Source organism: Cysteiniphilum sp. GTC20157, assembly GCF_055396795.1.
Genome location: NZ_AP044698.1, coordinates 1,422,367 through 1,438,789, shown reverse-complemented (window position 1 = coordinate 1,438,789; position 16,423 = coordinate 1,422,367). Strand labels below are relative to the sequence as shown.

Here is a 16,423-nt window from a genome sequence, read left to right as displayed (position 1 = left end):
GTCGATTATGTCGTTGGCATTGAGGTTCTTCTGATATTGAGAAGAACGATCGATAATAAACTGGCAACAATCAGTGTCAGCCACAAAGCAAATAACATAAAGTGATAGGTGGAAAAATGGCTGTGTGCTTGTACATATGTCCATGCAGAAATAGTAAAGGTCACCGCAAATGAAATGGTGGCCGCAGCTGAGCCATGGGCTTTTTGTATATACTGCATAGCAGAACCTGTTGACAATGGCACTAAGAATCCAGCGCAAAAGCATAGCAGCGTGATACATATTAGGGTATTCAATACTGTGAAAGGTAAAGCACTAAATAAAATAGTCATGAGCGCAAAAAAGCATAAAGTACCAATACGATACTGCGCACGATGTGTCAGGTGGGCCAAACGGCGAAAACACAAAATGCCCAAGATATAACAGGCAGTAATCAATACTAAAATAATGTTATAGCTAACGGTACTAACGCCAAGATTTAGGGTGAGTAGTGGCTTGATATTGGCCATGATGACTTGAATATAAAAGGCAAAGCACAGTGATAAGACAGGTAAATTGAGTAAGTAAGTTCTTGAGCGGAAAATATAAGCAAAATTATGCAAGATCTTTTGCCAGCTAATCAGCTGTTGCGTGGTTTTATCATTTCTTAGCATTGAGCGCATCAACCAAAATACACTAAATTCGATGATATACATCATAAAATATGCCAGACGCCATGTCGCAAGAAGTGCAATTTGCGCAATAAAAGCACTTAATAAAGGCGCGATAACCAGTGATATAGATAATAAGGCATAGGCTTTTTTTAGTTCGATATTGTTGCTGGCATAGCGCGAGATAAAGGCGCGTGCAATAGATGCATAAGGACCCGTGCCAATGCCAGTAAGCAAGAAGCCAAGATAAAGCATGAGCTCATTTTGGGCAATCGTTATGAGTAATAACCCAAGCATAGAAATGCACTGAGCAGTGGTTAATACCTTTGCGGAGCCTAACACATCTGAAGCGCTCGCTAATAAAATGGCAGAGATACTATAAGATAAAAAGAGAAAGCTTAATGCTTGCAAAACTTCAGCAACACTAAGCTTAATACCTATGGCAATATGAGGGACTAAGGATAGCGAAAGAGTCAGTGTCGTATAACCGACAAGGCATAAAATATACGATCTAATATTGATCGCTTTATGATTTTTTGTCATTTATTTCTTGCACCAAAATCCAAGGTTTAACCACTGAAGTCCATAACGTTGTATTGTTTTCAAACCAACGTTTGGCATCATCATCATTGACATACTCAATGTGATTTTTGGTCATGTAATCCGTAATTTGTGCTTGATCGTTTTGTGCCAAGGCATAAGCAACATCGATTAAATCAAGAGTGTCACTGACTTTGATGACTTTGCCTTGTGCAAAAAAACGCTGAAGCTCTAGCCAAGAAATGCGTGCTGTCTCACTAAGGATTTTAGCCTTGAGTAATTCGTTAGACTCATTAGGATTGCTCATACTGCGCCTCAAGCTCGGAGAGGTTTTCCCACTGCTGATATTTATCATTTAACAGTGCTTGTTTTTGCTCAAGTGCTTGTAAGGTTTCTTGAACGATATCTTTGCCTTGTTGGTAAAACTCAGGTGTAGCAATTTCTTGTTGCAAGTTTTCAATTTCGGCTTCTAATTGTTCAATCTCGTTAGGTAAATCAGCAAGCTGTTTTTTCTGTGCAAAGCTTAATTTTTGTTTTTTAGTGCTATTATTATTTGCTTTGCTAGAAGATGGTTTTTGTAGTGATTGCGGTGCTTGATCTGCAGGTTTGGCGGTCGAGCTTTTTTGGCGCAGCCAGTCTTCATAACCGCCGACATACTCTTGCAATTGACCATCGCCTTCAAAGACAATTGTGCTTGTAGCAACATTATCGATAAAACTTCTATCATGACTGACAATAAGTACTGTTCCTTGATAGTTGAGAATAAGCTCTTCAAGCACTTCAAGTGTTTCAACGTCAAGGTCATTGGTTGGTTCATCAAGGATCAATACATTACTTGGCTTAGCAAAAAGCTTGGCTAATAATAAGCGATTACGCTCGCCACCTGAGAGTGAGGACGCTGGACTTTGCATGCGTTTTGGATCAAATAGAAAGTTCTGAAGATAACCAATGATATGTACTTTCTGTCCATTAATATCCAAGTAATCAGAATCTTCGGTGACATTATCAACAAGCGAAAGCTTAGGATCAATTTGATCACGCAGTTGATCAAAGTAGGCGACTTGTAAATTCTCACCGTGAGTCACATTACCTGATTGCGGTGTTAATTTTTGTAGTAAAACTTGCAATAAAGTACTCTTACCACAGCCATTTTTGCCTAAGATCGCAATCTTGTCACCACGTTGTATCTCACATGAGAAGTTATTAAAGATCGGTTTATTATCATAATTAAAGCTAATATCTGAAGCCTTGATCACCATTTTGCCGGATTTATTCGCTTGAGATGCACTTAAGCTAACATTGCCTTGTTTGTCACGTCGGGCTTTACGCTCTTGACGCAATGCTTTTAATGCGCGCACGCGTCCTTCGTTGCGCGTGCGTCGTGCCTTGATTCCTTGACGAATCCAAGTTTCTTCTTGTTTCAACTTTTTATCAAAGTTGGCATTTTGTACTTCCTCAGCATGGAGATATGCCTCTTTTTGCGTTAGGAATTTATCGTAATTGCCAGGAAAGCTTAAGACGTTGCCACGATCTAGCTCAATAATATCAGTAGCAATATTTTGCAAAAACTTGCGATCATGCGTGATAAATAAAATGCTGCCCTTAAACTGTGGTAAAAAACGTTCTAAAAACTCTATTGATTCAATATCTAGATGGTTGGTAGGTTCATCTAAAAGCAAGAGATCAGGTGAAGTAACCAATGCCTTGGCAAGTAGCACACGACGCTTTAATCCACCAGATAGATCATCAAATAATGCATTGCCATCAAGAGATAGGGCAGAGAGTACTTTCTCTGCCTCCATTTGTAGATCCCATGCATGAGCATTATCGATTTGCTGTTGTAAATCATTTAAGTGATCAAGATTGTGTGTTTGTGTTAAATCAGTTGTTAATAGTTTTTGGTATTCAATAATCAGTTGACCTGAACCACCAAAACCAGAAAGTACAATATTAAATACTGAGCCTTTGGTATTTTGTGGCACTTCTTGTTCAAGCCAAGCAATCTTAGCATTGTCATGGACGATGCGTTCACCGTGATCAGGGATAATTTGCCCTTGAAGGACTTTAAAAAGAGAGGATTTGCCAGCGCCATTGCGACCGATTAAACAGATACGTTTATTGGTATCAATATCCAAAGAAACATTATCTAGCAGTTTATGGTGTCCAAAGGCAAGCTCAGCATTGCGAAGAGAAATAATTGGCATAGTGTTGTGGATCGTTAAGTTAAATGATTTTGTTAAGTTCAGCAAGGTTGCGTGATGCAAGATCATGCCCAATTTGTGCGCCAAGACGTTTAGCAATAAAGCTTGCTGAAATAATGCCACGAATGATATCTTTACCAGACTTATTTTGTTCTTGGATAAGCAAATGATCAATATGTTGGTCATGCATTAAGCGTGCAATATGTCCTACTAAAGTATCTTTCAATACCGTATAGTCAAGCATTGGTAAACTCCCAATTTTTGCCATCAACATACCAACAGTTACTTCTTTATGGTGAATATCTTCGCTTTGTGCAACTTGTGTACGGTATACCCCTTGCAATCTGCGCGTATTGATCAAACCGACAACTTCATCATCATTGTTGGTTACTAATAGTGCGTGTACTTCTACTTTTTGCATCATTTGTAATGCATCATCGGCCCGAGTCTTTACGTGGATAACATAAGGCTTTACCGTATGAAAGTCAGTAAAAACGTGTAAAGCAGGTGTCTCAAGAGAGATAACATCCATCGTTTCAGGGTGGTAATAAGGGACGCTTTGCTCTTTTGTGTGAGTGGTGGTTTCTAGTAATTTGTATTCTTTGTATGCCATAAGTCAGTCCTTGTGATGATTATTCCTCGTAAGTCTAATCATCATTTCGCTGCTTTGCAAACGCAATAAGCTTAGAAATCGTAGAAAGCAGAGTAATCAAGGTAATCAAGGTAATCAAGGTAAGATGACTATTTGATGCTTAGCTAAGCTTTTGGGAACATGCGTACTGATGCCACAATATAATGCTTTTTCAATAATTGCATCAGTTGTTGGCTCGATATTCCATTTTTTTGAAATATTTTCAGTAAGCACTCGTGAAACATTACCTCTGGAAATTCCTAAGAAGCTGGCAACATCACGTTGACTCATGCCGTGCGCAAGTAAATAGACAATCTCAAGCTCTCTGGGGGAAAGTAAAGCAAAAATCTTTAATGATTCAACATTAGGGTCTGGGTTTAGACCTTTAATATAATGATAAGGGTTAACATTATCCAGCAGACGACCTGTTGTTAATGTGCCGATAACGACATTATTTAAGTCGATTACCGGAAACACACTGCATTGATATATATGATGTGATAGGCATTGATCAATTAAACAATTGGTTGAAAAATTTATATAACGAATTATTTGACGCTTTACGGCTACTTCACCACGTATATTGTTGAGTACCTCATATTCTGTTTTATTAATAATTCCAAGATCGAAAAGTGTGGTGCCAATTAGGTGTTTGGCTTCTGTATTTGCGATGATTTTGGCAGTTTGTTCATTTAAAAATCGTATTTTCCCCGCTAGGTCATGCACAATAAAGTTGACTCCCATATCATTATAGTGATTTAAAAAAGGGATAAAATAGTTTTCTAAGAATGTTGTATCCTGCATCGATCGTTTTGCTCCATGGATGAGTTGACTAAAAGCTGACTGCAATTTATATAATTTATCTTAAGGCAAACTGAAAAAAAATATAAAAACTGACAATTTCCTGCCATTTGGCTGCTGGTTGTCATGTTTATCTTAGGCTACAATTCTACGCCTTTATTTTTTAATAAATAGCTAGGCGTATATCGCGCGTGAGTCATATTGCGATGTTTAATATCGAAGAAGTTGATACTTATGTGAAATGGATAGATAACAATGGAGTAATTAAATTAATGTTCACATTAAAACAGATGGAAGTGTTTGATACGTTTGCAAAAACCTTGAGCATTACCGAAGCCGCAAATAAGTGCTATATCAGCGTGCCAGGTGCGTGGAAGCATTTGGATAATCTGCAAAAACTATGTAACACAGCCCTCTATCAAAAAGAGGGAAAATATATGTGGTTAACTGCTGAAGGGAAAAGTTTGCATGCTCAGATCATTAGATTATTAGAGCAAAGGCAAAATGTGGCAGGTTATATTTATGAGCTTCAGCAAAAAAAAGAAGTAATCAAAATCGCGATTCCTGAAAATCTTGTGGAGATTTTTTTGGGTATGATCAGTGCTTTTAAGTCAAAAAATTTAGAGATAGAGCTTAGCATGAAATTGATAGGCAGTTTTGAGGAAATGCAAAAAGTCATTAAAGAAAAGCAGTATGATGTCATTTTCACACTTTATCCATTTATATCACCGAATGATTATGATATGACGATATTAGGTAGTTACAAGATGTTGCTATGTAGCAGTAAAGTTCATTTTCCAAGGTTAAATGCTCTTAAAGATTTATCATCATTAACTTCAACGAGGATATTTATGCCTCAGTATTTTTATGCAACAACAAGCTATTTTATCCAGCATCTGGAGGTGTTTAACTCAAGGCCTGATATTGAGTATTTAGATAAGGTAACCACAATTAAAAAATTTATTGATCATGGTATGGGGCATGGTGTTATACCATCTTTTTGTCTTTCAGCATGTAACGATAGCTTGCAAATACTACTGAAATATAATGAGCCGCAGTCTATATATGCATACACTTTGCAGGGAGTAAGAAATAGTAATGCGATAAAGGAATTGCTTAATTATGGGCTGTTGGCAGAAGGATCGGCAATGAGTTTTGATACATTACTTAGCCATTAATGATATTTTTTATAAGGTGATATATTTATCAGTTTTTCCATAATGATTGAGCGTATCATTTGAATTGCGTCAAGGCATAACTCATGCCCTGTTTCATAGCTGTGCCATGTAACATTATAACCATGTTGAATCAGCATATCTTTAGCTGCTGCGCCAAGCTTTACTGGAACAATTGCATCTTGTGTGCCATGCACACAGATGTAGTTAGTATGCTGATGGGGTATTTGAGTGTTTTCCGCAAAGAGTGACCACTCAGGTAAATACCCTGATATGATCATGCTTGCAGCAAGTGTATGTTTTGTGGTTAATGACGATAGTCCTGCAATAAGTGCGCCTTGAGAAAAACCTATAAGCATGATGTTATGAGGTGGAATGCCAAGTTTTATCTGTTGATTAATAATGCTATGAATGTAAGCACATGAATGCATTGCTGATGTAATATTAATTTCTCTTGCCATGGTGTCATTGCAAACAGATTTAATATCATACCAAGAGTGTATGGTCTCAGATTTATTAATCGTTAGCGAGTTCATCTCTGCAAATGGGAAAATAAAGCGAATACTATGATTAATAGGTAAGTCAAACTCAGGAACTAACTTTGAAAAATCACGTCTTGCACCAAGACCATGCAACCATATAACGCATGATCTGGCTTGAGTTATTGGCTCAATAATAATACTTTTTTTACGCATGAGTTAAATTTAAACATAAGCTATTGATGACTTCTAACAGTATCTCCAGAATGGATGCTTTGTAAATTAATTTATAGTTAAAATATCTTAAATATTAATTAATTCACATATTGATCTCATATTTATACACTTTATTAGAAAGTTAGCTATAGCTAAATCGTGTTGTTCAAAAAAATAAATCATTTAGGAGTGATTGTGAAAAAAAAGATAATATTGCTTATATCAGCTACTTTGACTTTATCGGCTGTAAGTTATGCAGCAAATCCAACCAGTGACTGTAATGATTCATCTGGTTTTGTAACCTTTTGCCACGGAGGGGGTGTTGTTCGTTCATGGAGTCCTTGTGGTATGTATGGTGTTGGGACAGGTGATGCATGGGATACCAGGCTTCCGGTTCCAGGAATCTGTAGAACAGATATGACGGACTGGTATTGTGAACATAAGGCAGGTACTTGGGTTAAGCAGGCAACTAATAATTTGAAATGCAGCTATCCTGAATATAAATTTGACATTCATAATCAAACAGCTTATGCGCTAGATCAATACAAATTCACTGGTTACTATCTGGGAATAGGTATGCCGGATGTTAGTGATAATGAACCTGTTCCAAGTGGTGAAAGTATCACAACGAAGCCAATAGATGCTGATATTGACTATGCAATGCTTGTTAGTCCTACTGAACCTTACAATGGTAACCAAGCGGGCGAGTTTGATCTATATGGTGGAGTTGATCATAAGCTTGTGAGTGCCAGTGATGTAATGATAGAAAGTCAGGATAAACATGCACATTTATATGATAGAGTAAGTTTGAGAAATCAATCCAGTAGTGGAGATAATGACGTTTTGGCGTGCATCATCCCTGTGCAAGGTGACGGTCAGTGGAGTTTGCCAGTGTCTTATGATTCAACAACTAATGGCGTTTTATATTTGTATCCAAATATTTTGGAAGCCAAGGTTAACTTGTGTGTCAACCTGCCAACGCCTGCGATTTCAGACATCGCTTATCAATTTAAATTAGATGACTTTTCCAATTTGGAGCAAGATGATATAACACTATATCCTGCAATTGGTACACAAACCACAATTACTCAGCATATTGGACCTGATTCAGATCTGGGAGTGATTAACTTTACAGCGGGAGAATCTGGAACTCATTGTGTAGCTAAAGCATTTTACTTTAAAACAAAGCAAAAAGTTGATTGCGAGAACTTGATAAATAATAGAAATGAAACAGGAATTAACGGTGCAAATATTAGCATTAGTATGAGTGATCCAAAGGGGCAAACACATCGCATGACGCTAAAACCAAGTTCAAATATTGCTCAAACAAAAGATCGAGTTGATGCTTTGTATAAGTTAAAGTTAATTAGTCAAGAGGATGCTTTTGAAATCACTCCTGGTGATGGTGGTGATAAAAATACTTCGCTTTGTCCAGAGGGCGTTTGTAGTGATGAAACGATAACTTTTAATCCATCATAAGGAGTATTGTATGTTAAGAAAAAATATATTATCAGCCTCGATTTTGACGTTGTTAATAACTAGTACAACGTATTTAAATGCATATTGTCAGTTAATTACTCAAAAGGAAACAAAGACAGCGGCAAGTGCTAAATCTGTAGATGTAAATAATTTCAATCAGAGAGTAGCTAACAATGGCATGATTAAAATCATGCCACAAGTAACCAATGGCTTTGGTGAGAATCAAAAGCTAACCTATAAATTGCAGGATAAAGGGGGATTGCTTAAAAGCCAAGGTGTGTTGGCGATTGGGCAGATAACAACGATCGCAAATCTTGAGATTGGCGCAAAAGGAAGTAGCTATCAGCTTGAGATTAGTCCGCAGTCACTAAAAGATCACAGTGGGGTGCATCGTTTAATAGGAACATATACTAAAAATATCGAGCTTACTGTCACATCACCTGAAGCAGATGTCTCTTTGTTGTATAGAAACACAAATGATACGGATCGCCATATTATGCTGGGATACTTCATGCCGCTTATTCCGAGTGTAAATTATTATGAGCTTGCTGCAGAGCATGGTTATAACGTGGCAATCAATGCATTTGTTAAAATACAGTGCGAAACAGATAGTAGCTGCGTGCTTACAGATCAATATGGACAGCAAGCTGTAGATATTGCACATAAAGTCGATGCCGCTAAAGAAAAATATCCTCAGTTTAAATACGCAATGCTTTCAGTTACTTGGCAAGGGCTAGATAATTTTAATGTCGGATCAGCTTCTGTTGATCATATTAAGCTTTTGGCACAAACGATGGTTGATTATTTAAATCAAGCGCATTTGGATGGTATTGACTTTGACCTTGAGGCAGCACTTTCGCTCAAGCATTGGGATGGAAATGCATTAGACCAACTCATCAAACAAATACGGGAAGATAAACCTAATGTTATTGTTACGGCTGCACCCCAATTATTCAAAAATATAGATGGTAAGTATATTTTGGTAACTCAAGGGTTGAATCAAGATTATGATGTGGCAATAGAAAATGGTGATTTTGATTATGTGGTAATACAAGAAGCTTTGAGCCTGCCTGAAGAAGCTAATCCTAATATTATTTCTGAGAGCATTAAACAGCTTGAAGGTGCAGATTCTGCCGTGAAAATACCAGCAAAAACCAAACTTTTGCCAGATGTGTTATCAGGACCTAATGTTAATCCAAGCAATCCTAATAGTGTGTGGTATGCATGTGCAAACTCAAAAACGCCTGATTGTACGACTGTTTTTAAAGCATTAGCCGAACAATATCAAAGCTTGATTGATAATCCACAATTTGGTGGCGCAGCGACTTGGAGTATCAATCAGGATCAAAGTAATACAGCAGCTAAATCAAATCCATGGCAGTGGGCAACGACTATTGGTAATGTTATTTAATATCTGAGGTTGTGTGTGTTGTCTCAATTTTTCCTTAAGGTATTTTGGCGAAAAATATGAATTTTGACCACATCCTGCTGTTTGGCTGCTTTTGAGCGAATGATCGCTGATCTATAGTTATGACTATTATTTAAAAAACTTTGATATGGGTTAAAGGATATACGCTAGGGGGCGTCATTTGATAAGTGGATATTGATCACTATATTAAGCGAATATAAATAGGAGAATAGGCATGCGCTTAAATAAACAAATCACATTTATAGCATCATTGAGTGCATTGGCATATATTGGTGGTTATGGTTTTTAGGCTAACAGTTCAGCATTATACAAAGTGATGCACCAATGCATCAGTTTGCGCAAAAGGCGTATGTTTAAATACTACCATTACATTTAATCCAAATAATTGAAGATAAGGTTTTGTATGAAGTATAAATTTAAGTTAAGCCTGATAAGCTGCCTTTTTTTGTCAGCTATTAGTTATGGGGTGAGTGCAGAGAATGCATCGACACCAGTTGATGTGCATAAGATTAAAAGGTCACTTACAAGTCTAAAGAATGCATCATCTCAAGATAATGAAAAATCAAATTACAAAGGTTCACAGGCGGATAATAAAACGATTAAAAGTTTAAGTGAGAGTGTCAATCCGGCAACCGGTGCATTGAGTGTTTCATTACCATTATTATCGGTTAAGGGCTTTATTCCTTTAGATGTTAGTGTGAGCTTTAGTGCAGGCAGCTCTGGCATGTTAGGACTTCCTAATGGTTGGCAATTTAATATTGACTCTGTGGTGCCAGGTAAATCAGTGACATTTAATGGTAGAACCTATGTGATTGATTTTAATTGGAGCGATAGTACGGGTTATCAATCAGGGCTTAAATATTTGAATCAACATGGTGTATTGTTTAAAGATATGATCACTAATACACCGTTGCCTGCAAGTTTCACTGATTCAAGAGCTTATCGTTATCGCTTGAGTATGCCAGATGGTTCGGCGGACTACTTTGATGCTACGGGCAAGCTGATTGCCAAGGGGGATCGTTTCGGTAATCATATTCGCTATGACTATAATGATCCAGAGATGGGTGCCCAGCATAACTATCTAAAATCAATCACCGATAGCCTAGGGCAAGTATTTAATTTTAGTTATAGCGCAAGTGCAATAAGTGTTAGCTATAGTGATAGTCAAAATAGATCACATACGCAAAGCTTGGCTTTCAATCAAAATGGCATACTGTTATACACCGATGCGTTAGGCTTTATCACACAGTTAAATTATCAGACACGTAATGGCGTCCCAGTCGTTAACCAGATTATTTATCCTAATGGGCTAGAAACAGATATCACCTACCAAGATCTACACTTTAAAACGGCTGATGGTAAGGTGGGTGCCTTAAATGCGGTAGCAACAATTAACCATATTGATCATGCTAATGCTGATCAGGTCTTGGCAGAAGCAGACTATGGTTTTAGTGAGAGTAACTTCACAGGCTATCCAAATTATCCGTTATCAGATGATAAAGACAGTTTAATGGAAAGTAATAATCCAGATTATCGCTATACGGTAACGGTTACTGAGCATAGCTCAACGGCGAGTAATGCGATGGGTGTTCGTAAAATACAGACGATTTATAACGCGATGAGTGAGCCGGTTGAGCAGGATGTGTATTTGCCTGGAGATAGCGAGAACACACCGACATATAAAACAACGAGTAGCTATCAGTTGATTCCGGATAAACATGCACAAACGGTGAATTATAATAAACCGATAGCAGAGACGAGTGCTATTTATGATGCTGCTACTAAAGTATATACAACGCTAAGTAAGACCAACTATACCTATGATAATTATGGCAATGCCTTAACAACAGATACTTTCAAATATAATCCGCTGATACAAAAACTAGTTGAGTCAACTAAGTCAATAAATACCTATGATCCAACTTTTAATCAAACATTGACAACGATTAACATGACATGGAATCCGCTGAATAATACATTTGATACAAAATCTGTACAAAACACCTTGTCAAATGATCACAAGAATGTGCTTCAAAGCACACTGTATGATGGGGATATTAATGCTACTAACGGCTGGAAAAGTACCGATTATAACTATGACAGCCATGGCGATGTCATACAAACTACGGTGAAGTGGAGCCAATCAGGTCATGCTGGGGTGACATCAAGTACGGTTAAAGATAACTTTAGCTATGATCCAAACAAACGTTTGGAAACAATAACGCATACTGATGCCTTAGGCAGTGTGACCACGAAGATAAGTGATAGCATAACAGGCGATCTGTTGAGTCAAACTTCAGCACTGGGTAATATCGTAACATCTAGTTATGATTTAGATGGAAGAGTCTTGAAAAAGACACTGCCAGCAGGGCAAAGCATTACCTATCAATATGAGGATTACCAAAAAGATAAACAAAATAGCGTAACGGAGATCTCTCCATTGGGCGCTAAGACCACAACACAATATGACGCCTCAAATCACAAAATAACAACGTATAGCAACACGGATCCCAATAATGTTAACGACATGGTACTGCAAGAAAGTGATCGCTATAATGCCTACGGTGAACTAGTACAGAAAAAGGATGTCTTGGGTAATGTAACAAGTTATAGCTATAATGCATTGTCCTTACCAACGGCTCAAACCGATAGCGATGGTAATGTAACGACGATGCAATATGATTTTGCACATTTAAGTCAAACAAGCTTTGTTAATGGCATCAAAACTAAGATAGTTATTTATAACGCCGATAAAAAACCGCTAAAGACAATGAGTTATCCAAACAGTCATAATCCACTGCAACCACATTATCATTTGGAAGAAATATCGACCTTAGATGGTAATAATCAAGTATTGCAAACAATACATAACAAAGTAGATGATAATACCGGGGCGGTGACCGTTCTTAATACGCTAACCAGTAGCTATACGCCTGATGGTAAAACCCAAAGTCAAATCTTGCAAAGTGGGCAGTCTAAAGAAACGATAACAGCAGAGTATGATCTATTAGATGACGTGCTAGATAAAACAAAAACACTTGATTTTAGTGACAGCACGGGGAGTCATCATGATGTTACGCAGCGTGATCATTTTAGCTATGATGCGACAGGCGAGCTGATCGCTGAAACCAATCAAGCAGGTCAATCGATTAACTATAGCTATGATCAAGATGGCAATAAAGTCACTGAGACACGTCTTGATGGTACGGTTGTGCATTTTACTTATGATAAAGATGGAAACCTTACTACTAAAACATATACCGATAATAGTGGTAAACATAGTTACAACTACAGCTATGATCCCGATGGCAATAAAACTTATGAAAGTCTCGATGGTCAAGGCATTAAGATAAGCTATACACTCTCAGGATTACAAACGGCAACTAGCTACCCCGATGGTAAAGTGGCAACTGCAACTTATAATAAATATGGGCAACTTCTATCAAGCACCGATGTGAATGGTCAACAAACCACAATGACGTATCTTAAAGATGGCAAGCTTGATACGGTGAGTAATAATCAAGATAAAGTAACCTACCTATATAGTACCCAAGATAAACCCAATGAGAATAATCAATATGGCGCACTTATTGCTAAGGATTATCAGGGGATTTATACACAGCAGTTTACAGCAGATGCATTTGGTCAAGAGCATGAACTAAAGCAAATTGATAGCTTAGGCACAACACTCCTTGATGTCGTTAATACCTTTGACGCAAAGGGCATGTTAACTGATGTTACGGCAACTTCAGATAAGGCGCCAAATGATCCCAATGTTAACTATGTCAAACACTATACTTATGATGAGTTGAATCAATTGATTAAGGAGAAAACTGATAACTTACAGCACCAACCGCTAACAAGTACTGAATTTATTTATGATGGCAATGGTAATATTCTCAGTAAAGTTAAAGATGCTAAGACGACAACCTATCAATACAACAACCTTGATCAACTGGTTTCTTATACCGAAGATGGTAGTACATACACGCCCAAGTATAATGCCAATGGTGATGAGGTTGATGATGGCAAAGGCACAAGCTATCAGTTTAATGGCATAAGTCAGCTAATTGGTGTGCAAAATCAAGCGACGCATCTTGCGTATGATTACTATGCCAATGGCTTAAGAGCAGATCGTATAAACTCGACCGGTGATCATCATCGTTATTACTATACTGGAGATACCATCAGTGCCGTCAATGATTTAACACATCCAGATAATGTTAGCTTTTTCCTTGATGGCAAAAATCGTATTCATGCTTATAGCGTGAGCTAGTTTCGTTGTGTATAACTTTTGATCTTTATAAGGACGATGCTAAATGAATAAAAAACGATATCAAAAAGCTGCGGTAATAACGAACTGTATACTAGCAATGCTAACTGCTCAGATCAGTTTTGCACAAGAGTTGTTAACATCAGGCAAAAGTAATATTTATTATGCGAATGATGGCAAAAGCAATAGTTTAACTTTGGATAAGCCAATCAATAGTAATGCAGCTGCTGCTATAGAAGGCACAACAGATTATCAAGCCTATGGCGTGCATTTAAATGGGCTCAAAACCAATGTAGCAACTAACTTTAGCTACAATGGTGAGTATCAGGATCCTGCTTCTGATTTAGTTTATTTAAGAGCGCGTGACTATGATGCGGGAACACAACGATTTATCGCACAAGATAGTGCCAATGTTTGGAATAAATATAATTTTGCCGATAGCAACCCGATTATGAATATTGATCCAAGTGGGCATATGCCAGCATGGCTTAACTACACCTTAAACGGGTTAGGAATTGCTGGTGCAATTGTCGCAGGTGTTGCTAGTGGCGGTGCAGCAGTGCCATTGATCGCGGCAGGTTTAGGGGGCGCTTCAGGTGTTGCAGGTATTGTTGCTCAAGCAGCTGGGAATAATACAGACTTGCAGACAGCATCATTGGTGCTAGGGCTTGCAAGTATGGGATTTGATGTCGCTTCTGGGATTTCTTCAGCAGCTGGAAGAGCTGGTGGAGCTGGTGAAATCAGAGCACCTCAATTGTTTGATGGTGAAGTTCAAGAATCTACTGTTGCTCATTTATCATCTGTAAGGTCTGCTGAAGTGACATCACATATACCTGTATCTTATAATTATTCACCTCAACGATTAAATGATACTAACCTTGCGCGATTAAACGAATTTTTAAATCATCAAAACATCTCCGAAGAAGGTTGGTCGAATATTGTTGAGTCAAACTACGGCACCTATAATGTATACGATTATAATCAAGTTGTACCATCGATTAGAGAGACAATGACTCATGTAGATAATTGGCTTACGAATAATATGGGTGCATTATCTGGTGAACAAATTGTTATGCTGGAATGTCGCAAGACTAAGAATTCGTTGCTATATGATTTTACTGAACAGGCATTTCTTCGTAAATGGATTCAATATCATGTAGACAGACAGACACAATTCATTGAAATTTGCGCATTCAATTCTGCTAAGTCATTCCCTCAATTGAGAGCCTTAGTACTTGGTTATGAAAATCCTCTAAACTATTCTTTGATCGATTTCGATTATATATCATTAGATGGTGCTGTATGATGTGTAAGAAGCTTTTAGAGTTGAGTGCCTATTTCTTTTTGATTGGAATGACACAGATCAGTTTTGCACAAGAGTTGTTAGCAACAGGCACAAATGATATTTATTATGTGAATAATGGCAAAAGTAATAGTTTAACCTTGGATAAACCAACTAATAGTAATGCAGTAGTTGCCATTCAAAGCACGACAGATTATCAAGCCTATGGTGTGCATTCTGATACGCTTAACACCAATGTAGCAACGAACTTTAGCTATAATGGGGAATATCAGGATCCGAGTTCTGATTTGGTGTATTTAAGAGCACGTGATTATGATGCGGGAACACAACGATTTATCACGCAAGATAATGCCAATGTTTGGAATAAGTATAACTTTGCTGATAGCAATCCGATTATGAATATTGATCCAAGTGGGCATTTTTCTATGTCCAATGTATGGCATCATGCAACAAGTGGATTATTTATGACACTGATCATGTCTGGCGTTATATTCACTGGAGGATATCTGGGTATTGCTGAGCTTGCTGCCTTAGGTGCTGAGAGTGTTGCGACTTCAGAGGTAGCAGGAGTTGCCACAGAGGGGCTTGAAGCTGGTGCTACTGCTACTGCAGAGGCAACTGATGTAGCGGAAGGATCATCTGCAGCATTAACGCAATCTGCAAATGATGATGTTCAAGCGTCTGAAGCGGGAGTTGATGCTCAAGCAGGTGATAGTCAACTAAATGAAGGTATATACCCGCGTGCGACTGCCGAAGCTACTAACCCAAATGAAGCAAAGTTTTTTTCATGTGTATCACGCAAAACCGAGTTGCGTTTTGGCTTATTAGGTGAAGCAGCAAGTGCTGTTAGTGTGACTGGCACCTATGGCAGTCATTTTTCACCATTCTTAAAAAAATACGAATCAATATGGACCGTCTTAGACTATGTTGGCGGTGGCGCTGCATTTGGATTGATTAAAGGGTTGAAGTTCGCAGACTATGTTGAAAATGCAGCTCAGACATCAAATTATCTTCTGCGCGGCGCAAATGGCCTCAATCAACTTATGTTATCTGGGGTTCGTTGTTTTTCTAGCCGTATTGCTGAAACTAATTTTATGCGCTCAGCCACGGCAGGATTCTCATATGTGATTGTGAAAATGCCACTTCTTTTAGGGGCGTACTCAGCGACTGATGCTGTTTATAATGCGACTAACCATGGAGAGGAGTTACCTGATGGCTTTTAAAGATCCATTTGCATAGTGCGGTAAGC

Annotated in this window: 12 protein-coding genes; 6 read left to right on the top strand and 6 right to left on the bottom strand. The window is 38.0% G+C overall.

Annotation, left to right across the window (positions count from 1 at the left end; translation table 11 throughout):
• Positions 1–5: 5 nt before the first annotated feature.
• From ACZ5V8_RS06480 to ACZ5V8_RS06460, 5 genes are all read right to left on the bottom strand, one after another.
• Complete coding sequence (locus ACZ5V8_RS06480) at positions 6–1,190, bottom strand: MFS transporter (protein ID WP_464217131.1); 1,185 nt, start codon at positions 1,188–1,190, stop codon at positions 6–8.
• Entirely contained in the window at positions 1,174–1,494 is a 321-nt protein-coding gene (locus tag ACZ5V8_RS06475) for a DUF2288 domain-containing protein (protein ID WP_464217130.1), read from the bottom strand. Before ACZ5V8_RS06475 ends, ACZ5V8_RS06480 begins: the two co-directional genes overlap by 17 nt.
• The gene (locus ACZ5V8_RS06470) at positions 1,481–3,391 is read right to left on the bottom strand and encodes an ATP-binding cassette domain-containing protein (protein ID WP_464217129.1); all 1,911 of its coding nucleotides are present in this window, start codon (positions 3,389–3,391) and stop codon (positions 1,481–1,483) included. The genes ACZ5V8_RS06475 and ACZ5V8_RS06470 overlap by 14 nt, the downstream gene beginning before the upstream one ends.
• Before the next feature lie 19 nt (positions 3,392–3,410).
• Positions 3,411–4,001 carry a CBS domain-containing protein gene (locus tag ACZ5V8_RS06465; protein ID WP_464217128.1) on the bottom strand — a complete coding sequence of 197 codons (591 nt, stop codon included), beginning with the start codon at positions 3,999–4,001 and terminating at the stop codon, positions 3,411–3,413.
• Positions 4,002–4,115: 114 nt separating this feature from the next.
• Positions 4,116–4,823 carry a helix-turn-helix transcriptional regulator gene (locus tag ACZ5V8_RS06460; RefSeq protein ID WP_464217127.1) on the bottom strand — a complete coding sequence of 236 codons (708 nt, stop codon included), beginning with the start codon at positions 4,821–4,823 and terminating at the stop codon, positions 4,116–4,118.
• A gap of 188 nt (positions 4,824–5,011) precedes the next feature.
• Between ACZ5V8_RS06460 and ACZ5V8_RS06455 the strand changes: the two genes are divergently transcribed.
• The gene (locus tag ACZ5V8_RS06455) at positions 5,012–5,998 is read left to right on the top strand and encodes a LysR substrate-binding domain-containing protein (RefSeq protein ID WP_440617269.1); all 987 of its coding nucleotides are present in this window, start codon (positions 5,012–5,014) and stop codon (positions 5,996–5,998) included.
• Here ACZ5V8_RS06455 and ACZ5V8_RS06450 read toward each other — a convergent pair.
• The gene (locus ACZ5V8_RS06450; protein ID WP_440617270.1) at positions 5,995–6,690 is read right to left on the bottom strand and encodes an alpha/beta hydrolase; all 696 of its coding nucleotides are present in this window, start codon (positions 6,688–6,690) and stop codon (positions 5,995–5,997) included. The genes ACZ5V8_RS06455 and ACZ5V8_RS06450 overlap by 4 nt on opposite strands.
• Positions 6,691–6,885: 195 nt before the next feature.
• Here ACZ5V8_RS06450 and ACZ5V8_RS06445 point away from each other — a divergent pair, with 195 nt between their 5' ends.
• From ACZ5V8_RS06445 to ACZ5V8_RS06425, 5 genes are all read left to right on the top strand, one after another.
• Complete coding sequence (locus ACZ5V8_RS06445) at positions 6,886–8,169, top strand: hypothetical protein (protein WP_464217126.1); 1,284 nt, start codon at positions 6,886–6,888, stop codon at positions 8,167–8,169.
• Between the two features lie 10 nt (positions 8,170–8,179).
• On the top strand, positions 8,180–9,580 hold the full coding sequence (locus tag ACZ5V8_RS06440) for a glycosyl hydrolase family 18 protein (RefSeq protein WP_464217125.1): 1,401 nt from the start codon (positions 8,180–8,182) through the stop codon (positions 9,578–9,580).
• A 421-nt stretch (positions 9,581–10,001) separates the two neighbouring features.
• On the top strand, positions 10,002–13,874 hold the full coding sequence (locus ACZ5V8_RS06435; RefSeq protein ID WP_464217124.1) for a hypothetical protein: 3,873 nt from the start codon (positions 10,002–10,004) through the stop codon (positions 13,872–13,874).
• Between the two features lie 43 nt (positions 13,875–13,917).
• Positions 13,918–15,177, top strand: a complete 1,260-nt coding sequence (locus ACZ5V8_RS06430; protein WP_440617275.1) for an RHS repeat-associated core domain-containing protein — start codon at positions 13,918–13,920, stop codon at positions 15,175–15,177.
• Positions 15,174–16,397 (top strand): RHS repeat-associated core domain-containing protein, encoded by a 1,224-nt coding sequence (locus ACZ5V8_RS06425; protein ID WP_464217123.1) that lies wholly within the window; start codon positions 15,174–15,176, stop codon positions 16,395–16,397. Before ACZ5V8_RS06430 ends, ACZ5V8_RS06425 begins: the two co-directional genes overlap by 4 nt.
• Positions 16,398–16,423 lie beyond the last annotated feature (26 nt).

What these genes read in the sequence shown, in the direction of transcription:
- ACZ5V8_RS06480 (WP_464217131.1), bottom strand. Translation starts at nt 1,190, where the DNA reads ATGACAAAAAATCATAAAGCGATCAATATTAGATCGTATATTTTATGC.
- ACZ5V8_RS06475 (WP_464217130.1), bottom strand. Translation starts at nt 1,494, where the DNA reads ATGAGCAATCCTAATGAGTCTAACGAATTACTCAAGGCTAAAATCCTT.
- ACZ5V8_RS06470 (WP_464217129.1), bottom strand. Translation starts at nt 3,391, where the DNA reads ATGCCAATTATTTCTCTTCGCAATGCTGAGCTTGCCTTTGGACACCAT.
- ACZ5V8_RS06465 (WP_464217128.1), bottom strand. Translation starts at nt 4,001, where the DNA reads ATGGCATACAAAGAATACAAATTACTAGAAACCACCACTCACACAAAA.
- ACZ5V8_RS06460 (WP_464217127.1), bottom strand. Translation starts at nt 4,823, where the DNA reads ATGCAGGATACAACATTCTTAGAAAACTATTTTATCCCTTTTTTAAAT.
- ACZ5V8_RS06450 (WP_440617270.1), bottom strand. Translation starts at nt 6,690, where the DNA reads ATGCGTAAAAAAAGTATTATTATTGAGCCAATAACTCAAGCCAGATCA.
- ACZ5V8_RS06440 (WP_464217125.1), top strand. Translation starts at nt 8,180, where the DNA reads ATGTTAAGAAAAAATATATTATCAGCCTCGATTTTGACGTTGTTAATA.
- ACZ5V8_RS06435 (WP_464217124.1), top strand. Translation starts at nt 10,002, where the DNA reads ATGAAGTATAAATTTAAGTTAAGCCTGATAAGCTGCCTTTTTTTGTCA.
- ACZ5V8_RS06430 (WP_440617275.1), top strand. Translation starts at nt 13,918, where the DNA reads ATGAATAAAAAACGATATCAAAAAGCTGCGGTAATAACGAACTGTATA.
- ACZ5V8_RS06425 (WP_464217123.1), top strand. Translation starts at nt 15,174, where the DNA reads ATGATGTGTAAGAAGCTTTTAGAGTTGAGTGCCTATTTCTTTTTGATT.